Below are 17825 nucleotides of genomic sequence, written 5' to 3'. Positions count from 1 at the left end.
CTTTGCGGCCCCTCGCCGGCAAGCTGGTGATGGGAGGCCGAAGGCCTCCGCTGTTGCCTCAATGGGCCCAAGGCAGAATCGGAATCGCCGTCACCGCATTCTGCGGGCTGCCTTCGATCATGCGGTCGCTGTACACCAGGTACACCAGTGTATTGCGCTTCTTGTCCAGGAAGCGCACCACCTGCATGGTCTTGAACACCAGCGAGGTGCGTTCCTTGAACACCTCCTCGCCATCTTTCAACTCACCCTTGAAGTTGATCGGCCCCACCTGGCGGCAGGCAATCGACGCCTCGGCACGGTCCTCGGCCAAGCCCAGGCCACCCTTCACTCCACCCGTCTTGGCGCGCGACAGGTAGCAGGTCACACCTTCGACCTTGGGGTCATCGAAGGCCTCGACCACGATGCGATCGTTGGGCCCGACGAACTTGAACACCGTAGATACCTGGCCGATTTCCTCGGCCACTGCCAGCACCGGCAGCGCCAGGGCCGCCACGGCAATCACGCGTTTGAGCATGTTCATACCAGCACCAGGTTGTCACGGTGGACCAGCTCCGGCTCGGCGCTGTAGCCAAGCAGGGACTCGATGGCATCGGACGATTGGCCGATGATTTTCTGTGCTTCCAGCGCGCTGTAGTTGGCAAGGCCACGGGCCACTTCCAGGCCGTCGGGGCCCACGCACACCACCATTTCACCACGGCGGAAGCTGCCTTGGACGGTCTTCACACCGACCGGCAGCAAACTCTTGTTGGCCTGGCGCAGCGCCTGCACGGCACCGGCGTCCAGCACCAGGGTGCCGCGGGTTTGCAAGTGGCCAGCCAGCCACTGCTTGCGCGCCGCCAGCATGCCGCGCTCAGGCGACAGTAGGGTACCCAGGCGCTCGCCAGCCTTGAGCCGGTCGAGTACCCGTTCGATACGGCCTCCGATGATGATGGTGTGGGCACCAGAACGGGCAGCCAGGCGTGCGGCGCGCAGCTTGGTCTGCATGCCGCCACGGCCCAGGGCACCGCCGGTACCGCCGGCTACGGCGTCGAGCGCTGGGTCATCGGCACGGGCTTCGTAGATCAGCTGCGCCTCTGGATTGTTACGCGGGTCGGCGTCGAACATGCCGTCACGGTCAGTGAGGATCACCAGCAGGTCGGCTTCAACCAGGTTCGCCACCAACGCGGCCAAGGTGTCGTTGTCGCCGAAGCGGATCTCGTCGGTAACCACGGTGTCGTTTTCGTTGATCACCGGCACCACGCCCAGGTCGACCAAGGTGCGCAAGGTGCTGCGGGCGTTGAGGTAACGCTTGCGGTCGGACAGGTCGTCGTGAGTCAGAAGGATCTGCGCGGTGTGCTTGCCGTGCTCGCCAAAGCTCGACTCCCACGCCTGCACCAGGCGCATCTGGCCGATCGAAGCGGCAGCCTGCAGCTCATTCATCGCGCTCGGTCGTGCGGTCCAGCCCAGCTGGCTCATGCCGGCAGCCACGGCCCCAGAGGACACCAGCACCAACTCAACACCCGCCTCACGCAGGGCAACCATCTGCTCGACCCATACGGCCATGGCACCGCGGTCGAGGCCCTTGCCATCGGCCGTGAGCAATGCACTACCGATCTTCACGACCCAGCGCTTGGCGCCAGTCACCTTGCTTCGCATCTTCTCTTCCAACCTATGTCGAATCTGTAGATACCGTGGATACAAAAACGCCGCTCCAGAGAGCGGCGTTTAGTGTACTGCAACCGGTCAGTCGCGCACGTAAATGATTTCCGGGCCGTCTTCGTCGTCCTCGAAATCATCGTCCCACGCGTCATCGTCGCCGATGTCGTGCACGCTCTTGACGCCGGTACGACGCAAGGTACGGGCGTCGTCCAGGGCCTGCAGCTGGGCGCGGGCTTCGTCTTCGATGCGCTGGTCCAGGTCGGCCAGTTCCTCGGCGTAGGCCGGGTCGTTGGCCAGGCGATCGGCGCGGTCTTCGATGTAGCGCATCAGGTCGTGAGAGAGCTGCTCGGTGCCCTGCTTGGCGATGGCCGAGATCACGTAGACCGGGCCTTCCCACTGCAGACGCTCCACCACTTCCTTGACGCGCTCGTCGCGCTCGTCGTCCATCAGCATGTCGGCCTTGTTCAGCACCAACCAACGCTCACGGTCGGTGAGCGACGGGCTGAAGCGGGTCAGCTCGTTGATGATCACTTCGGCGGCGTCGGCCGGGCTGCTGCCGTCCAGCGGCGCCAGGTCGACCAGGTGCAGCAGCACGCGGGTACGCGCCAGGTGCTTGAGGAAGCGGATACCCAGGCCGGCACCGTCGGATGCGCCTTCGATCAGGCCGGGGATGTCGGCGATGACGAAGCTCTTCCAGCGGTCGACGCTGACCACGCCCAGGTTCGGTACCAGGGTGGTGAACGGGTAGTCGGCGACCTTCGGCTTGGCGGCCGACACCGAACGGATGAAGGTGCTCTTGCCGGCATTCGGCAGGCCCAGCAGGCCCACATCGGCCAGGACTTTCAGCTCCATCTTCAGGTCGCGCTGGTCGCCCGGCTTGCCTGGGGTAGTCTGGCGCGGCGCACGGTTGGTGCTGGATTTGAAACGGGTGTTGCCCAGGCCGTGCCAGCCGCCTTGGGCGACCATCAGCTTCTGGCCGGGGGTGACCAGGTCACCGATCACTTCCTGCGTGGAGGCGTCGATCACGGTGGTACCGACCGGCACACGCAGGAACAGGTCCTCGCCCTTCTTGCCGGTGCAATCGGTGCTGCCACCATTGGCGCCGCGCTGGGCTTCGTGGTGACGGGTATAGCGGTAGTCAACCAGGGTGTTGAGGTTTTCGTCGGCCACCATGTACACCGAGCCGCCATCGCCACCGTCACCCCCGTTGGGGCCACCGTTCTCGATGAACTTCTCGCGACGGAAGCTCATGCAACCGTTACCACCATCACCGGCCTTGACCCGGATGGATACTTCGTCAACAAACTTCATTCAAAAACCGCCTCTCGCCTTCCGACGAGCTGAATACTTAAAAAACCTGAGGCTCTTGCAAAAATGAGCGCGGCGGCCCCGTACGACCGAAGAAACCCACGCCGGCAGCCCATACAAACAGCTTTGCAAGAGGCTCACCACAAACGAAAAAGCCCCGTCGCATGACGGGGCTTCTGGAGCGACGTCGCGATTAAGCGGCGACGATGCTCACGTAACGGCGGTTGAACTCGCCTTTCTTCTCGAACTTGATCACGCCTTCGATCTTGGCGAACAGGGTGTGATCCTTGCCCATGCCAACGCCGTAGCCGGCGTGGAACTGGGTGCCGCGCTGACGGACGATGATGTTGCCGGCCTTGACGACCTGGCTGCCATACATCTTCACGCCAAGGCGTTTCGATTCTGAGTCGCGACCGTTACGAGTACTACCACCAGCCTTCTTGTGAGCCATGGTTCAATTCTCCAAATAAATTCAGGGGATCTGAGCGATTAAGCCTGGATACCGGTGATTTTGATCTCGGTGAACCACTGGCGGTGGCCCATACGCTTCATGTGGTGCTTACGGCGACGGAACTTGATGATGCGTACTTTATCGTGACGGCCTTGCGAAACGACTTCGGCAACAACTTTAGCGCCAGCGACGACTGGAGCGCCGATGGTGACTTCTTCACCGTTGGCAACCAGCAGAACGCGATCGAAAGTCACGGATTCGCCAGTGGCGATTTCCAGCTTTTCGATTTTGAGGAATTCACCTTCAGCGACTTTGTACTGCTTGCCGCCGGTAACGATTACTGCGTAAGACATGGGTATTTCTCCGATAATCCTGCTCACCCAGCGCTTTATATGATGAGTATTGGCTGGCATGGCTGCACAGGGCTGGAACGGCCCGGCGCAATTGCGTAAGGCAGGTGCTGCCCAGGAAGTTAGGGTGCGCGATTGTACGCAACCGTGGTTTTGCTTGCAAGTACCGGCCCCGCTCACCGGGCGGCGCGCCTTGACACACCGGGACCCGCGACCTAGCATGCCGCGCAACCTCACTGGAGCAGCCGATGCAACCCCAAACCTTCTACCGCGCGGTAGCTGACGATTTCAGCGCCGTCGACGAGATCATCAAGAAGCAGCTGACCTCGCGCGTGCCGCTGGTATCGAAGATCGGCGATTATATCACGTCGGCCGGTGGCAAGCGCTTGCGCCCGCTGCTGGTGCTGCTGTGTGGCAAGGCTCTGGGCCGCGAGGGCGACGACCTGCGCCTGCTCGCTGCAACCATCGAATTCCTGCACACAGCCACCCTGCTGCACGACGATGTGGTCGACATGTCCGGCATGCGCCGCGGCCGTTCCACCGCCAATGCCCTGTGGGGCAACGCACCGAGCGTGCTGGTGGGCGACTTCCTTTATTCGCGCTCGTTCGAAATGATGGTCGAGCTGGGCTCAATGCAGGTCATGCAGATCCTCTCCAAGTCCACCCGGGTGATCGCCGAAGGCGAAGTGCTGCAGCTGTCGCGCGTGCGCGATGCCAGCACCACCGAAGAAGTGTACATGGAGGTCATCCGGGGCAAGACCGCGATGCTGTTCGAGGCCTCGACCCACAGCGCCGCCGCGCTGGCCGGTGCCACCGACGAGCAGCGCGAGGCCCTGCGCACCTTCGGCGACCACCTGGGCGTGGCTTTCCAGCTGGTCGACGACCTGCTCGACTACAAAGGCGATTCGCAGACCCTGGGCAAGAACGTGGGCGACGACCTGGCCGAAGGCAAGCCAACCCTGCCGCTGATCTACACCATGCGCGAAGGCACGCCTGAGCAGGCTGCACTGGTGCGCAAGGCGATCCAGAAGGGTGGCCTGGAAGACCTGGAGCAGATCCGCGTGGCGGTCGAGGCTTCGGGCGCGCTGGACTACACCGCGCAACTGGCACGTGATTACGTGAAGCGGGCCATTGAGTGCCTGGAAGTGCTGCCGGCCAGCCAATACCGGGATGCACTGGTGGAACTCAGTGAGTTTGCCGTAGCGCGCACGCACTAAGGTCGCGCCACCCTCTTCGCGGGCAAGCCTGCTCCGCAGGATCCACAGGGTTCTGCAGGAGCAGGCTTGCCCGCGATGCATTTGTGCGGACAAAAACATTTCCCTGTTAAAACCTTATACAATATGGGCCTTTAACCGTCTGTCTGCTTAAGGAACCGAAGTGAGCACTTTGCCGCCCTGCCCTAAATGCAATTCCGAGTACACCTACGAGGATGGCACCCAGCTGATCTGCCCTGAATGCGCCCACGAGTGGTCGGCCAACGGCGAAGCCGATGCCGGCAGCGATGACGTGGTGAAAAAGGATGCAGTGGGCAATGTACTGCAGGACGGCGACACCGTCACCGTGATCAAGGACCTCAAGGTCAAGGGTTCTTCCCTGGTGGTCAAGGTCGGTACCAAGGTCAAGAACATCCGCCTGTGCGACGGCGACCACGACATCGACTGCAAGATCGACGGCATTGGCGCCATGAAGCTGAAGTCGGAATTCGTGCGCAAGGTCTGATTACCTGAAAAACAGCCAATAGTCTCTTGCTATTTTGATAATAAGAATTATTCTCATTGGACCGTCACCCAAGGAGAATAGCCATGACTTATCTGATCGACGCTTGGCTGGACCGCCCCCACCCTTACCTGCGCATCCTGCATCGCGAAACCGGCGAAGTGTGCGCCGTGCTCGAAGAAGAAGCGCTCGACGAACTGCGTGATCAGGGTGACCTGGACATGAGCGGGTTGAATTCGAGTGAACCGGTGGTGCTCAAGGAGCTGGTGCGCAATTTGTTCCTGTTCTGTTATGCGCGGGCGTTGCGCCCGGTGGGAACAGACTGGAATTGAAGCCGGCAGCACCGGCCTCATCCCCGGCAAGCCGGCGCCAAGTGCAGTGCAAACCTCAGGTTCTGCGCGGCCCTGGTGGGAGCCGGCTTGCCGGCGATGGGCCGCGAAGCGGCCCCAGCGGTATTACAGAACGTCGAGCAGCTCGACGTCGAATACCAGCACGCTGTGCGGCGGGATGCTGCCAACGCCTTGGGCGCCGTAGGCCAGCTCGCTCGGCACATACAGGCGCCATTTGCTGCCTGCATTCATCAGTTGCAGGGCCTCGGTCCAGCCAGCGATCACGCCACCGACCGGGAATTCAGCCGGCTGGCCACGCTCGTAGGAGCTGTCGAACACAGTGCCGTCGATCAGCGTGCCGTGGTAGTGCGTACGCACGTTGCTTTCGCGGGTCGGCTTGGCGCCTTCGCCTGCGGTCAGCACTTCGAACTGAAGGCCCGAGGCAAGGGTGGTGATGCCTTCGCGCTTGGCGTTCTCGGCCAGGAATTCCTTACCGGAGGCAGCAGCAGCTTCAGCCTTGGCAGCAGCTTCTGCCTGCATCACTTCACGGATGACCTTGAAGCTGGCCGACAGGTCGGCTTCGCTGACGCGGCTGTCGGCACCGTTGAAGGCGTCGGTCAGGCCGGCCACGATGGCTTCCAGGTTGACGCCTGGTGGCGGATTGTCGCGCAGCTGGCCGCCCAGCTGACGGCCGATGCCGTAGCTGACGCGGGTTTCGTCGGTGGACAGGTTGAGTTCGGACATTGTCGTGCTCCACTGCAGGGCGCAGTGCAGCCGCGCCCTTGATGAAAAGGGCGAGCAGCCTAGCACACTGGGACGCTGCGAGCAGCTACCAGGCCGAACGCTGGGAAATGGGTACCTTGAGGTCTTCTTCGGGGTGCGAACCCATGCCGCACATTTCGTCCTGCACGGACCAGTGCACCAGGTTCATCGAGACCATCGGGATGGTTTGCAGCAACGTGCGGGCGTTTTCCACCGAGTGCACGCGCAAGCGTTCACCGCGGGTATCAGCCAAGGGGTGGGCATGGCCCTTGATACGGGCCTCGATCAGGTAATCACCACCTTCGATGGCAATCAGGTTCAATTCATCGACATGGCCGGCCCTGGCCTCGGTATTGAGCTGATGCAGGTTCATGGGAGCACCTCGCTGCTGCAACCCGGCATGAGTGCTCATTTTTTGTACAGGACCTGGGAATACACAAGGCATTACTGACGCCGCTCGTCAGTTGGGCCGCGCCGGCCCCAGCCCCGGCAAGCCTGCGCCGGGGCCGGCAAGGGCTCAGTGCTTGGTGAGTTTGTCCAGGTAACCCATGCAGAAGGCGGACACCACGAAGGTCATGTGGATGATCACGTACCACATCAGGTAGTCGGTAGAGATGTTCTGCGCGTCCATGAACACCCGCAGCAGGTGGATGGAGGAAATGGCCACGATCGAGGCAGCGACCTTCATCTTCAGCGACGAAGAGTCCATCTTGCCCAGCCAGTTGAGCTTCTCCTTGCTGTCGTCGATGTCCAGTTGCGAGACGAAGTTCTCGTAGCCAGAGATCATCACCATGACCAGCAGGCCGCCCACCAGCGACATGTCGATCAGCGACAGGATCACCAGGATCAGGTCGGCTTCGCTCAGGGCGAATACGTTGGGCAGGACGTGAATGACTTCCTGGAAAAACTTCAGCGCCAAGGCCAACAGGCCAAGGGAAAGGCCGAAGTAGATAGGGGCGAGCAGCCAGCGCGAGGCATACATCGCGTTTTCGAGAATACGTTCCATGGAGGGTTGGGACTCGTCAGGTGACTGAAAAAGCGACGCCGAGTATAGCCAGCCGCCTGTTACAGCAAAAGCCCGGGCTCAAGCGGGCTGCGTGTCGCGCAAACGCAGCGGTGCATGGCACCGGCTTCACCGGTGATCGCCGGCAAGCCGGCGCCTACAACAGGGGCGTCAATTGCTGGATAAGGCCGGCGCTCTAGCTGTAGGCGCCGGCTTGCCGGCGATTGCCCCAGGAACAAGCGCTCAGGTTTCAGGGTGGAACTGATAGTCCCCCAGGTTGCGACAACGTTCACCGTTGATCCGGCGCAATTGCGCCTGCAGGTGCAGGCACCAGATCTGCGGATCTTCGGCCACCTGGTACCCATGCAGGGTAAGGCTGTCGACAATGGCGTTGAGCACGGACTCGGCGACCAACGGCCCATGGAACGGTCCTTGGGCCTTGATGGCTGAGGGTTGCTCACCGGCCATGCCGGCAGCGAACAGCAAGGTCCACATGCCGTTATCACCGGCCAATGGGCGAATGCTGCATTCGATACGCGTCACCAGGCCCAGGCACTGGCGAGTAAGGCAGAGGTTGCGCATGGCCGCGTCCCCCTCCAATAAGCCGTGTTCAGCTCGAAACGTTCGGGCTGTTTCCATCCTGAACCCTGACGCTGTCCTAAGTTCCAGCATAGAAGAGCAACGCAAAAAGATGGAAAACCGGCGCTGAACGGTAGCACATGGCCGCCAGCGCCGATTTATTGACTCAGGCTGGCTTGGCCTGGGCAATCACCTCTTCCAGGCGTTCCTTTTCCGCCTTCTCGATGTCCTCCTCGCTGACCATCTCGGCGATCTCGCGCAAGCGCTCGACCACCCGGGCGTTGACGCTGCCTTCGGTGAACTGCCCCTGCTCGTCCAGCTCCCCGGCGTCCTCACCCACCAGCAGGCTCAGCGCCTCGTCAGCCTGGCTGACCGCATAGACGTGGAACACGCCGTTCTCGACCGCCTGCAGCACACGCTCATCGAGCATCAGCGTGGCAACGTTGGCGCGCGGGATGATCACCCCCTGCTCGCCCGTCAGGCCACGGGCCTCACACAAGCGGAAGAAGCCTTCGATCTTCTCGTTGACCCCACCCACTGCCTGCACTTCACCGAACTGGTTGATCGAGCCGGTGATCGCAAAGCACTGCTTGAGCGGGGTGCGCGACAATGCCGAGATCAGCGTGCACGCCTCGCCCAACGAGGCGCTGTCACCGTCCACATAACCGTAGGACTGCTCCAGGGCAATGCTCGCGGAAATCGCCAAGGGGAATTCCTGGGCGTAACGGCTGCCCAGGTAACCGGTGAGGATCATGACCCCCTTGGAGTGGATCGGCTGGCCCAGGTTGACCTCGCGCTCGATGTCGACGATGCCGCTGCCGCCCGGGTAGACGGTGGCGGAAATGCGCGCCGGCATGCCGAAGGCCGAATCACCCACCTCCAGCACGGTCAGGCCGTTGCACTTGCCGATAGCGGCGCCTTCGGTGTCGATCAGGATGATGCCTGCCAGCATGTCGTCGAGCACCCGCTGCGAAACGCGCCCGGTGCGGGTGGCCTTGGCCTTGAGCGCACGCTCGATGTGCCCGGCATCGGTCATGTCGTCACTGGCCAGCTGGCGGATGAAGTCGGCCTCGCTGACCAGCTGGAACAGGTCACCGATGCGCGCCGACAGGCGCGACTGGTTCTCCGCCAGGCGCGCGCTGTAGGTGGCCAGGCGAGCCACCGCATCGCTGGTCAGCGGCGCCATGCCCTCCTCGTTGGTACGGGTGCGCAACAGCTGGGCGAACTGCTCGAGGTTTTCGTCGACCATCGGCATGTCTTCGTCGAAGTCCACCAGCACCCGGAACATCTCCTGGAAGTCCGGGTCATGGTCCTGCAAGGCGTAGTACAGCTGACGCGAACCGATGATCACCAGCTTGACGTTGAGCGGGATCATCTGCGGCTGCAGGCTGACGCTGGCGACGCGGCCCAGTTCACCGATCGGCGACTCCATCTTCAACTTGCGCGACTGCAGGGCACGCTTGAGCGCATCCCAGACGAACGGCTCGCCGAGCATCTTCTCCGCTTCGAGAATCAGGAACCCACCGTTGGCGCGGTGCAGCGCGCCCGGGCGCAGCTGGCGGTAGGAGGTGTACAGCGCCCCCTGGTCGGTGCTGTATTCGATCCGCCCGAACAGGTTGTCATAGGTCGGGTGCGGCTCGAACACCACCGGCGCGCCACCGACGGCGTGATGGCCGACCACCAGGCTGGGGGCGTACTGCTCTTCTAGCAGCTTGCGCGCGACAGCGTCGGTCTTGCTGTCATCGACCAGTTGCTCGACCACGGTACGCAGCAGGTTCAGCTGCACCGATTGCAGGTAGGCACACACTGCGGCGTTCTCGGCGTACTTTTCCGACAGCGGCGCCAGCAAAGGCTGTAAAGCCAGGGTGATGGTTTCTTCGTTGAGCTGGCGCAGGTGGTTGTTCGACTCGCGCTTCCACTGTGGCAGGCTGGCCAGCTCTTCGTTGAGGCGCTCCTCGAGGTAGGCGATGTCGTCGTGGAACTGCTCGCGGACTTCCTCAGGCAGCTGGGCGAACTCGGCTTCGTCCAGTGCCTTGCCGTCGGCCATCGGGGTGAAGGCGACATTGCTGGCGTCACGGTACAGGGCCACGTCCTTTTCCAGCGAGGCGCGCTCGATGACATCCAGCGCACGGTCGTAGCGCTGGTTGAAGGCACGGTCGATGGCGCCCTTCTTCTGCTGATACGACGGGTGTTCGAATACCGCCGGGAACGTCGCCAGCAGGTTGTCGATCAGGCCGCCCATGTCGCTGATGAACGCTGCGGCGCTGCCCGACGGCAACTCCAGTGCCCGCGGCTCGCGGGTGTCATCGAAGTGGTTGACGTAGACCCAGTCGGCAGGGGTCTGCTGGCGCTTGCCCTCGGCCTTGAGGTAGCGCTTGACGAACGAGAAGCGCCCGGTACCGGGCTCGCCCATCACGTATACGTTGTAACCGGGGCGTGGCATGGCCACCCCAAACTGCAGGGCCTCGACAGCACGTTCCTGGCCCAGGACTCCGCGAAACGGTTCCAGATCGTCGGTATTGGCAAAGGCAAACTGCTCAGGAGAAAAACGCCTGGTCAAAGCTTCAGGCGCGAGACGCAGGCGCGCAGCGACAGGATCGGGCATTGGGTTTCCTTACTTCGGCGGGGCAGATACGCAGCATTCTGGCGCCGCCCGCGCGCGCCTTGCAAGGCTCAGCGGGACTTTATGTCGCAGTATCGATCAGCGACCCAAGCAAATTTTTCGCAATCAACGACGCAACCTTTAGATCGTGCCTAAACTCCAAGCTGCGCGGGTGGGTGAAAAGCTTTCCCGACCTGGCAACCGAGTTGCCAGCAACCCTGACCCTTGGTTAAGACAAATAGAGAACAAATGCTATGAAACGGATTCTTCTGGGTACTCTGTTCACCGTAGTCTCGCTCAATGCCATGGCCGAAGCGCCGGGCGGCCCGAACTGCGGCTGGGGCAACATGCTGTTCGAAGGCCAGCGCGGCACGCCGGCTCACTTCCTGGCCTCCACCACCAACGGTACATCCGGTAACGCTACCTTCGGCATGACCTCCGGCACCAACGGCTGCTCCACCAAGGCCTCGCTGACCTATGGTGGCAAGTCCTGGTTCGCCATGAATGGCATGATGAACGAACTGTCCGAAGACATGGCCATGGGCCAAGGCGAAGCACTCACCACCTACGCGGTGGTACTGGGTGTAGCGCCGGAAGACCGCGGTTACTTCAACTCGGTCACCCACCAGCACTTCAACCAGATCTTCAGCAGCGCCGACGTGAATGCCGAAACTGTCCACAGCAACACCCTGGCCGTTCTGAAGAACGACCCACGCCTGGCCAAGTACGCTACCGAGGCCTAAGCGCAGCTGCTCCCGCCCCCTCCCGGGGCGGGTTTTCGCCTTTTTATCGGCATCGTTAAGAAGTAGTTGCCCGACATGCTCAAACGCCTCGCTTACCTGGCGCTGTGTGCCTGCGCCCCTGTTCATGCCGCGCCTGCGCTGGATGAAGGCCGTCTCCAGCAATTGGCCAATACCCCTTACTGGATTGCCCTGGGCCACTACGAAACCGCCAAGCTCGGCGGCTGGCGCAGCTATGTCGACGACCGCAAATTCTTCCTCGCCGAGGACGGCGCGCACCACCCGGACCAAGAGCTGCGGGCCACGGTGCAGGCGCTGTATGCCCCGGCCAGCCTGGGCGACAAGCATGCCCAATGCGTGTTCCCCGCCCGCACCCGCTGGCTGAAGGAGCAACTGGGCCTGCAAGGTTTGCCGCAGCCGGATTGCCAGGAGTTCAAGACCTGGTACGAATCGGTCGACCCGCACAGCGCGGCGCTGATCTTCCCGGCGGCCTACCTGAACAGCCCATCGTCGATGTTCGGCCATACCCTGCTGCGCATCGACCAGTCCAATACCCGCAGCGACGACACCACGCTGCTGAGTTATGCCATCAACTTCGGCGCCTATATCGAAGGCAGCGACAACAGCATCCTGTATGCCTGGAAGGGCCTGATGGGCGGCTATCCCGGGCTTTTCGCCCTGATGCCCTATCAGGAAAAACTGTCCGAATACCGCAGCCTGGAAAACCGTGACCTGTGGGAGTACCAGCTGGACCTGACGCCGGAAGAAACCGGGCGCATGGTCGAGCATGTGTGGGAACTCAAGCAGGTCCAGTTCGACTATTTCTTCTTCGACGAAAACTGCTCCTACCGCCTGCTGGAACTGCTGCAGGTGGCGCGGCCGGGCTTGGACCTGACCTCGCAGTTCCCGCTGACCGCAATCCCCACCGACACGGTCAAGGCCGTGAAACAGTCGGGCATGGTCGCCAGCGAGACTTACCGGCCCTCGCGTGAGCGGGAACTGCTGGCCCGGGCCGAACCGCTGGGCCTGGATGAGAAACGCCAGGTGCTGGCCGTCAGTGCCGACACGGCGCAGCTGCAGAGCCCGGCCTTCACCGCCCTGCCCCGCGAGCGCCAGGCCCTGGTGCAGGACGCCGCTTACCGCCTGGAGCGTTATCGGGCCAACGGCCAGGAGCGCGACCCCGGCCAGGCACGGCGTAGCTTCGAGCTGTTGCGGGCGATCAACCGCAACCCACCACCGCCCCTGCAGATCGAACGCCCCGGCCTGCCCGAGGACGGCCATGACTCCCGCACCTGGCAGCTTGGCGTCGGCACCCGGGAAGACCGCGCCTACGCCGAATACGGGCTGCGCATGGCGTATCACGACCTGAACGACAATGCCTACGGCTTCCCGCTTGGCGCGCAGATCGAAATCCTGCAACTCAAGGTGCGCCAGTACGAAGGCAACGACTGGCAGGTGCAACGCCTGGATCTGGCCACGATTCGCTCGCTGACCCCTCGCAACGAACTGCTCAAACCCTGGTCGTGGCAGGTCGCCGGTGGCCTGGAGCGGGTGCCGGGCAAACATGACGATGAAGTGCTGGTGAGCCATGTCAACGGCGGTGCCGGCGGCACCTGGCAATTGGCCGACGGGCTGCTGGGCTTCGCCTTGGGCACTGTGCGGGTCGAGCACCATAACGACTTCGCCCAGTTCATCGCCCCAGCGGCGGGGTTCAATGGCGGGCTGCTGTGGCGCAACGGGCTGGGCAACATGACACTGGAAGCCAAAGGCGATTACTTCACCAATGGCGAAGTGCGGCGCAGTGTGAGCCTGAACCAGCAGTGGGAGATCAGCCAGAACCTGGGGTTGAGGCTGAGTGCTTCGCGGGCGTTCAGCCACTTGGCTACAGCCCAGAATGAGGTGATGCTGGAGCTGAAGTGGTACCACTACTGACTGCACTGGCCCCATCGCCGGCAAGCCGCCGATAGGGCCCTTGAGGCCAACACGTGGCCAACGTGAACCTACCACTCTCTGACGCTGTTTCGAGCAAAAGGAGGCCCCTATGAGCCGCGCATTCGTCAACGAAGACCAAGCCGCCGCCCAGGCCGACCAGCCGGTGGAACGGCACGTCAGCGACCAGCCCAACTACGTCACTGCCAGTGGCATGCGCCAGCTGCAGCAGCGCCTGGCCGAACTCAATGCCTTGCGTGCCGAACTGCAGGCCTTGGGCGAACAGGGTGACAAGCAACGCCTGGCAGACGCTGAGCGTGACTTGCGTTATTTCAGCGCCAGGGTGCAGAGCGCCCAGGTAGTACCCGCTGCGACCTCGACCAGCAAGGTGCAGATTGGCAGCCGGGTGCGCTTTGCCGATGAACAAGGGCAGGAACAGACCGTGCAACTGGTGGGAGAGGATGAAGCCGATGCCAGCCGAGGGCTGATCAATTGGGGGTCACCGCTGGGGCGGGCGTTGCTGGGCGCAGGGCCAGGGGATGAAGTGATGTGGCGGCGGCCGGCGGGGGATCAGGTGATCGAGGTGATGGATATTGTGACTGAGGCCTGAAACCAAGGGGCCGGTGCCCGGCCCATTCGCCGGCAAGCCGGCCACACAGGTATCGCGCCGGCTTTTAGAAGTTGGGCAAGACGGGTGCTTCCACGGGTAAAGCGCAGGCCTGAAGAACTGCGCAATCGAGGTGAGCCGGCTTGCCGGCGATGGGCTGCAACGCAGCCCCAGTCTTTCAAATCAGACCACGCCCTGGGCCAGCATGGCGTCAGCGACTTTGACGAAGCCGGCAATGTTGGCGCCCTTCACGTAGTTGACCGTGCCATCGGCCTCTTCACCGTAGTGCACGCAAGCATGGTGAATCGACTGCATGATGTGGTGCAGCTTGCTGTCCACTTCCCCGGCAGTCCACAGCAGGCGCATGGCGTTCTGCGACATTTCCAGGCCCGACACAGCCACACCGCCGGCGTTGGATGCCTTGCCCGGTGCGTACAGGATGCCCGCCTCCAGGAAGATATCCACAGCCTCCAACGTGGTCGGCATGTTGGCACCTTCCGCCACGCAGATGCAGCCGTTGCGCAGCAGGGTGCGGGCGTCTTCGCTGCCCAGTTCGTTCTGCGTGGCACACGGCAGGGCGATGTCGCATGGCAGGCTCCATGGCGTCTGCCCTTTGCGGAACTCCAGGCCGAACCGATCGGCCAGTTCGCTGATGCGGCCACGCTTGACGTTTTTCAGCGCCATCACAGCCTCCCACTGGGCATCGGTCAGCCCCGCTTCGGCGTACAACGTGCCTTCGGAATCGGACAGCGAGATCACCTTGCCACCCAGGTCCATGACCTTGCGCGCGGCGTACTGGGCAACGTTACCGGAACCGGAAATCGCCACACGACGACCATCGATACGCAGGTCCTGACGCTTGAGCATTTCTTCGGCGAAGTAAACGCAGCCGTAGCCGGTGGCTTCAGGGCGAATCAGGCTGCCGCCGTAGGTGATGCCCTTGCCGGTCAGCACCGACGTGAACTGGTTGGCCAGGCGCTTGTATTGGCCGAACATGAAGCCGATTTCGCGGGCGCCCACACCGATGTCACCGGCGGGCACGTCCAGGTCGGCGCCGATATGGCGGTACAGCTCACTCATGAAGGCCTGGCAGAAGCGCATCACTTCGGCGTCGCTCTTGCCCTTGGGGTCAAAGTCCGAGCCGCCCTTGCCGCCGCCCATGGGCAACGAGGTGAGGGAGTTCTTGAATACCTGCTCGAAGGCCAGGAACTTGAGCACACCCAGGTTGACCGAAGGGTGGAAACGCAGGCCGCCCTTGTAGGGGCCGATGGCGCTGCTCATCTGGATGCGGTAGCCGCGGTTGACCTGAACCTTGCCCTGGTCATCGACCCACGATACGCGGAACAACACCGCACGCTCAGGTTCGACCATGCGCTCGAGGATGCCGGCCTGCAGGTAGTGTGGGTTGGCTTCCAGGAACGGCCAGAGGCTGCGCAGCACTTCTTCCACCGCCTGGTGGAATTCGGGCTGGGCCGGGTCGCGCTGCTTCAGGCGCTCGAGGAAATGGTCGACAGATTCGATCATGGGCAGACATCTCACCAAGAGGGATTGGACTTATTGGTTTTCTGGAATGTACCAAGAAGCAATTGCACTGGAACAGGGCAAAATGTCGTTTTTATGAAATTATTTGGTGCGTTTTATATAACTGTATACAAAGCATGTGGCTATACGGTGGCAAAATAGCCCTTTTCGCGGCAATAGCACTGTATGCCAGGCACAAAAATGGGGCCGCTTAGGGCCCCATTCTTGTGCATCGGAAACCGGCTTACTGGGCCAGTTTCTTGTGCCGTACCCGGTGCGGCTGGGCAGCGGCGTCGCCCAGACGCTTCTTGCGGTCGGCTTCGTACTCGGTGTAGTTACCCTCGAAGAACACCACGTTCGAGTCGTCCTCGTACGCCAGGATGTGGGTAGCCACACGGTCGAGGAACCAACGGTCGTGGGAAATCACGATTGCGGCGCCTGGGAAGTCCAGCAGGGCTTCCTCCAGCGAACGCAGGGTCTCGACGTCCAGGTCGTTGGACGGTTCGTCGAGCAGCAGCACGTTGCCGCCCTCTTTCAAGGTAAGGGCCAGGTGCAAGCGGCCGCGCTCACCACCGGAAAGGTCCTTGACGAACTTCTGCTGGTCGCCGCCCTTGAAGTTGAAACGGCCAACGTAGGTACGCGACGGGATCTCGTAGTTGCCGATGCGGATCATGTCGGAACCATCGGAGACCTGCTGGAACACAGTCTTGGCACCGTCGAGGTCTTCGCGGCTCTGGTCCACACAGGCCAGCTGCACGGTTTCGCCGATCTCGATGCTGCCCGAGTCTGGCTGTTCCTTGCCCATCAGCATGCGGAACAGGGTCGACTTACCGGCACCGTTACCACCGATCACGCCGACGATGGCACCTTTAGGCATGGCGAACGACAGGTTGTCGATCAGCACGCGGTCGCCATAGCCTTTGGACACGTTCTTGAATTCGATGACCTTGTCGCCCAGGCGCGGGCCGGCCGGGATGTAGATCTCGTTGGTTTCGCTGCGCTTCTGGAATTCCTGCGACTGCATTTCTTCAAAGCGCTGCAGACGTGCCTTGGATTTGGACTGGCGGGCCTTGGCGCCTTTGCGCACCCACTCCAGTTCCTCTTTCATGGCCTTCTCGTGGGCGCTCTGCTGCTTGGACTCCTGCGCCAGACGGTCCGACTTGGCTTCCAGCCAGCCCGAGTAGTTGCCTTCGTACGGGATGCCGGCGCCGCGGTCGAGTTCGAGGATCCAGCCGGCGACATTATCCAGGAAGTAACGGTCGTGGGTAATCGCTACCACGGTGCCTGGGAAGTCGTGCAGGAAGCGCTCCAGCCAGGCCACCGAGTCGGCGTCCAGGTGGTTGGTGGGTTCGTCGAGCAGCAGCATGTCGGGGGCCGACAGCAGCAGACGGCACAGGGCCACACGACGCTTCTCACCACCGGACAGGTGTTCGATGCGCGCATCCCAGGCCGGCAGGCGCAGGGCATCGGCGGCGACGTCGAGCTGGCGTTCGAGGTTGTGGCCGTCGGCAGCCTGCAGGATGGATTCGAGCTTGGCCTGCTCGGCGGCGAGCTTGTCGAAGTCGGCGTCAGGTTCGGCGTAGGCGGCGTAGACCTCGTCCAGGCGGGCCTGGGCGTCCTTGATCACGCTGACCGCTTCTTCGACTACTTCGCGTACGGTTTTGCTCGGGTCCAGCTGCGGCTCCTGGGGCAGGTAGCCGACGTTGATGTCGGACATCGGACGGGCTTCGCCGTCGAATTCCTTGTCGACGCCCGCCATGATCCGCAGCAGGGTCGATTTACCCGCGCCGTTCAGGCCGAGTACGCCGATCTTGGCGCCCGGGAAGAACGACAGGGAAATGTTCTTGAGAATTTCCCGCTTCGGCGGCACGACCTTGCTCAGCCGATGCATGGTGTAGACGTATTGAGCCAAAACCAAGCCCTCTAATCAGATAGGTAAAGACATCGACGATTGCCCCGGCCAGGTGGCCAGGCGGATGTGTTTACAGGGTGTCATTTAACAAAGTCGACCATTCTACGCCAACGCGCGGCGTTGCACAGGGTGGTCGGATGGTGCGGCCCATCGCCGGCAAGCCGGCACACAGGGATAGCGTTGGCTTCTAGAAATGGCGTTAGACCGCTGCGCCCCAGGCGCCCCAAAGCCCCGAGGGCACACTTACCCCAGTGGGAGATTCTATGGTTCTCAGCAAGCCATTTTCCCGCCTTTGGTAACGTATTCGTCCTGATTTCTCATCAGGGCGAATGCCACTCGTGCGAGCTTCCTGGCCAGAATTACCAACGCCTGGGTCGT

Annotated in this window: 18 protein-coding genes and 1 pseudogene; 6 read left to right on the top strand and 13 right to left on the bottom strand. The window is 62.3% G+C overall.

Translation table 11 applies throughout. The features are described from left to right. Positions 1–58: 58 nt before the first annotated feature. The 5 genes from JNA92_RS19850 to rplU form a co-directional block, all read right to left on the bottom strand. Positions 59–520, bottom strand: coding sequence for a CreA family protein (locus tag JNA92_RS19850; RefSeq protein WP_241806292.1), 462 nt, complete (start codon positions 518–520; stop codon positions 59–61). Continuing rightward, positions 517–1635: a glutamate 5-kinase gene (gene proB, locus JNA92_RS19845; protein WP_241806291.1), complete on the bottom strand. Its 1119-nt coding sequence runs from the start codon at positions 1633–1635 to the stop codon at positions 517–519. Before proB ends, JNA92_RS19850 begins: the two co-directional genes overlap by 4 nt. Before the next feature lie 87 nt (positions 1636–1722). Continuing rightward, the gene (gene cgtA / locus JNA92_RS19840) at positions 1723–2949 is read right to left on the bottom strand and encodes an Obg family GTPase CgtA (RefSeq protein WP_241806290.1); all 1227 of its coding nucleotides are present in this window, start codon (positions 2947–2949) and stop codon (positions 1723–1725) included. 190 nt (positions 2950–3139) lie between these two features. After that, on the bottom strand, positions 3140–3397 hold the full coding sequence (gene rpmA / locus JNA92_RS19835) for a 50S ribosomal protein L27 (RefSeq protein ID WP_008092023.1): 258 nt from the start codon (positions 3395–3397) through the stop codon (positions 3140–3142). Between the two features lie 38 nt (positions 3398–3435). Continuing rightward, positions 3436–3750, bottom strand: a complete 315-nt coding sequence (gene rplU / locus JNA92_RS19830) for a 50S ribosomal protein L21 (protein WP_008092021.1) — start codon at positions 3748–3750, stop codon at positions 3436–3438. 245 nt (positions 3751–3995) lie between these two features. Between rplU and JNA92_RS19825 the strand changes: the two genes are divergently transcribed. The 3 genes from JNA92_RS19825 to JNA92_RS19815 all read left to right on the top strand — a co-directional run bounded on the left by JNA92_RS19825 (position 3996) and on the right by JNA92_RS19815 (position 5795). Beyond that, positions 3996–4964, top strand: coding sequence for a polyprenyl synthetase family protein (locus JNA92_RS19825; RefSeq protein ID WP_241806289.1), 969 nt, complete (start codon positions 3996–3998; stop codon positions 4962–4964). Between the two features lie 160 nt (positions 4965–5124). Further along, a complete protein-coding gene (locus tag JNA92_RS19820) occupies positions 5125–5466 on the top strand; it encodes a zinc ribbon domain-containing protein YjdM (protein WP_241806288.1) in 342 nt (113 codons plus the stop codon). A gap of 83 nt (positions 5467–5549) precedes the next feature. Further along, complete coding sequence (locus JNA92_RS19815) at positions 5550–5795, top strand: PA4570 family protein (protein ID WP_012316301.1); 246 nt, start codon at positions 5550–5552, stop codon at positions 5793–5795. 123 nt (positions 5796–5918) lie between these two features. On the opposite strand, the gene JNA92_RS19810 is transcribed toward JNA92_RS19815, so the two are convergent. The 5 genes from JNA92_RS19810 to JNA92_RS19790 all read right to left on the bottom strand — a co-directional run bounded on the left by JNA92_RS19810 (position 5919) and on the right by JNA92_RS19790 (position 10741). Continuing rightward, complete coding sequence (locus JNA92_RS19810) at positions 5919–6536, bottom strand: FKBP-type peptidyl-prolyl cis-trans isomerase (RefSeq protein WP_241806287.1); 618 nt, start codon at positions 6534–6536, stop codon at positions 5919–5921. Positions 6537–6621: 85 nt separating this feature from the next. Further along, the gene (locus JNA92_RS19805) at positions 6622–6927 is read right to left on the bottom strand and encodes a DUF6482 family protein (RefSeq protein ID WP_241806286.1); all 306 of its coding nucleotides are present in this window, start codon (positions 6925–6927) and stop codon (positions 6622–6624) included. 144 nt (positions 6928–7071) lie between these two features. Continuing rightward, positions 7072–7560 (bottom strand): TIGR00645 family protein, encoded by a 489-nt coding sequence (locus tag JNA92_RS19800; RefSeq protein ID WP_008092009.1) that lies wholly within the window; start codon positions 7558–7560, stop codon positions 7072–7074. A 240-nt stretch (positions 7561–7800) separates the two neighbouring features. Then, positions 7801–8139, bottom strand: a complete 339-nt coding sequence (locus JNA92_RS19795) for a hypothetical protein (protein WP_012316305.1) — start codon at positions 8137–8139, stop codon at positions 7801–7803. Between the two features lie 163 nt (positions 8140–8302). Further along, complete coding sequence (locus JNA92_RS19790) at positions 8303–10741, bottom strand: Lon protease family protein (protein WP_241806285.1); 2439 nt, start codon at positions 10739–10741, stop codon at positions 8303–8305. Positions 10742–10992: 251 nt separating this feature from the next. Between JNA92_RS19790 and JNA92_RS19785 the strand changes: the two genes are divergently transcribed. The 3 genes from JNA92_RS19785 to JNA92_RS19775 all read left to right on the top strand — a co-directional run bounded on the left by JNA92_RS19785 (position 10993) and on the right by JNA92_RS19775 (position 14017). Further along, positions 10993–11481, top strand: a complete 489-nt coding sequence (locus JNA92_RS19785; protein ID WP_012316307.1) for a DUF3015 domain-containing protein — start codon at positions 10993–10995, stop codon at positions 11479–11481. A gap of 75 nt (positions 11482–11556) precedes the next feature. Then, positions 11557–13410, top strand: coding sequence for an Lnb N-terminal periplasmic domain-containing protein (locus tag JNA92_RS19780; RefSeq protein WP_241806284.1), 1854 nt, complete (start codon positions 11557–11559; stop codon positions 13408–13410). Between the two features lie 109 nt (positions 13411–13519). Next, complete coding sequence (locus JNA92_RS19775; RefSeq protein WP_241806283.1) at positions 13520–14017, top strand: GreA/GreB family elongation factor; 498 nt, start codon at positions 13520–13522, stop codon at positions 14015–14017. Between the two features lie 180 nt (positions 14018–14197). Here the strand turns inward: JNA92_RS19775 and gdhA are convergent, their stop codons facing one another. The 3 genes and pseudogenes from gdhA to JNA92_RS19760 form a co-directional block, all read right to left on the bottom strand. After that, the gene (gene gdhA, locus JNA92_RS19770; RefSeq protein ID WP_241806282.1) at positions 14198–15538 is read right to left on the bottom strand and encodes an NADP-specific glutamate dehydrogenase; all 1341 of its coding nucleotides are present in this window, start codon (positions 15536–15538) and stop codon (positions 14198–14200) included. A 241-nt stretch (positions 15539–15779) separates the two neighbouring features. After that, positions 15780–17447: an energy-dependent translational throttle protein EttA gene (gene ettA / locus JNA92_RS19765; protein WP_241806281.1), complete on the bottom strand. Its 1668-nt coding sequence runs from the start codon at positions 17445–17447 to the stop codon at positions 15780–15782. 270 nt (positions 17448–17717) lie between these two features. Then, positions 17718–17825: pseudogene (locus JNA92_RS19760) on the bottom strand (IS110 family transposase); the annotation flags it as partial.

The organism is Pseudomonas putida (assembly GCF_022627325.1).
In the GTDB taxonomy this organism is placed as follows: domain Bacteria; phylum Pseudomonadota; class Gammaproteobacteria; order Pseudomonadales; family Pseudomonadaceae; genus Aquipseudomonas; species Aquipseudomonas putida_X.
Note: the sequence above shows the minus strand (reverse complement) of the source record. Positions and strands in the feature narration are given on the sequence as shown.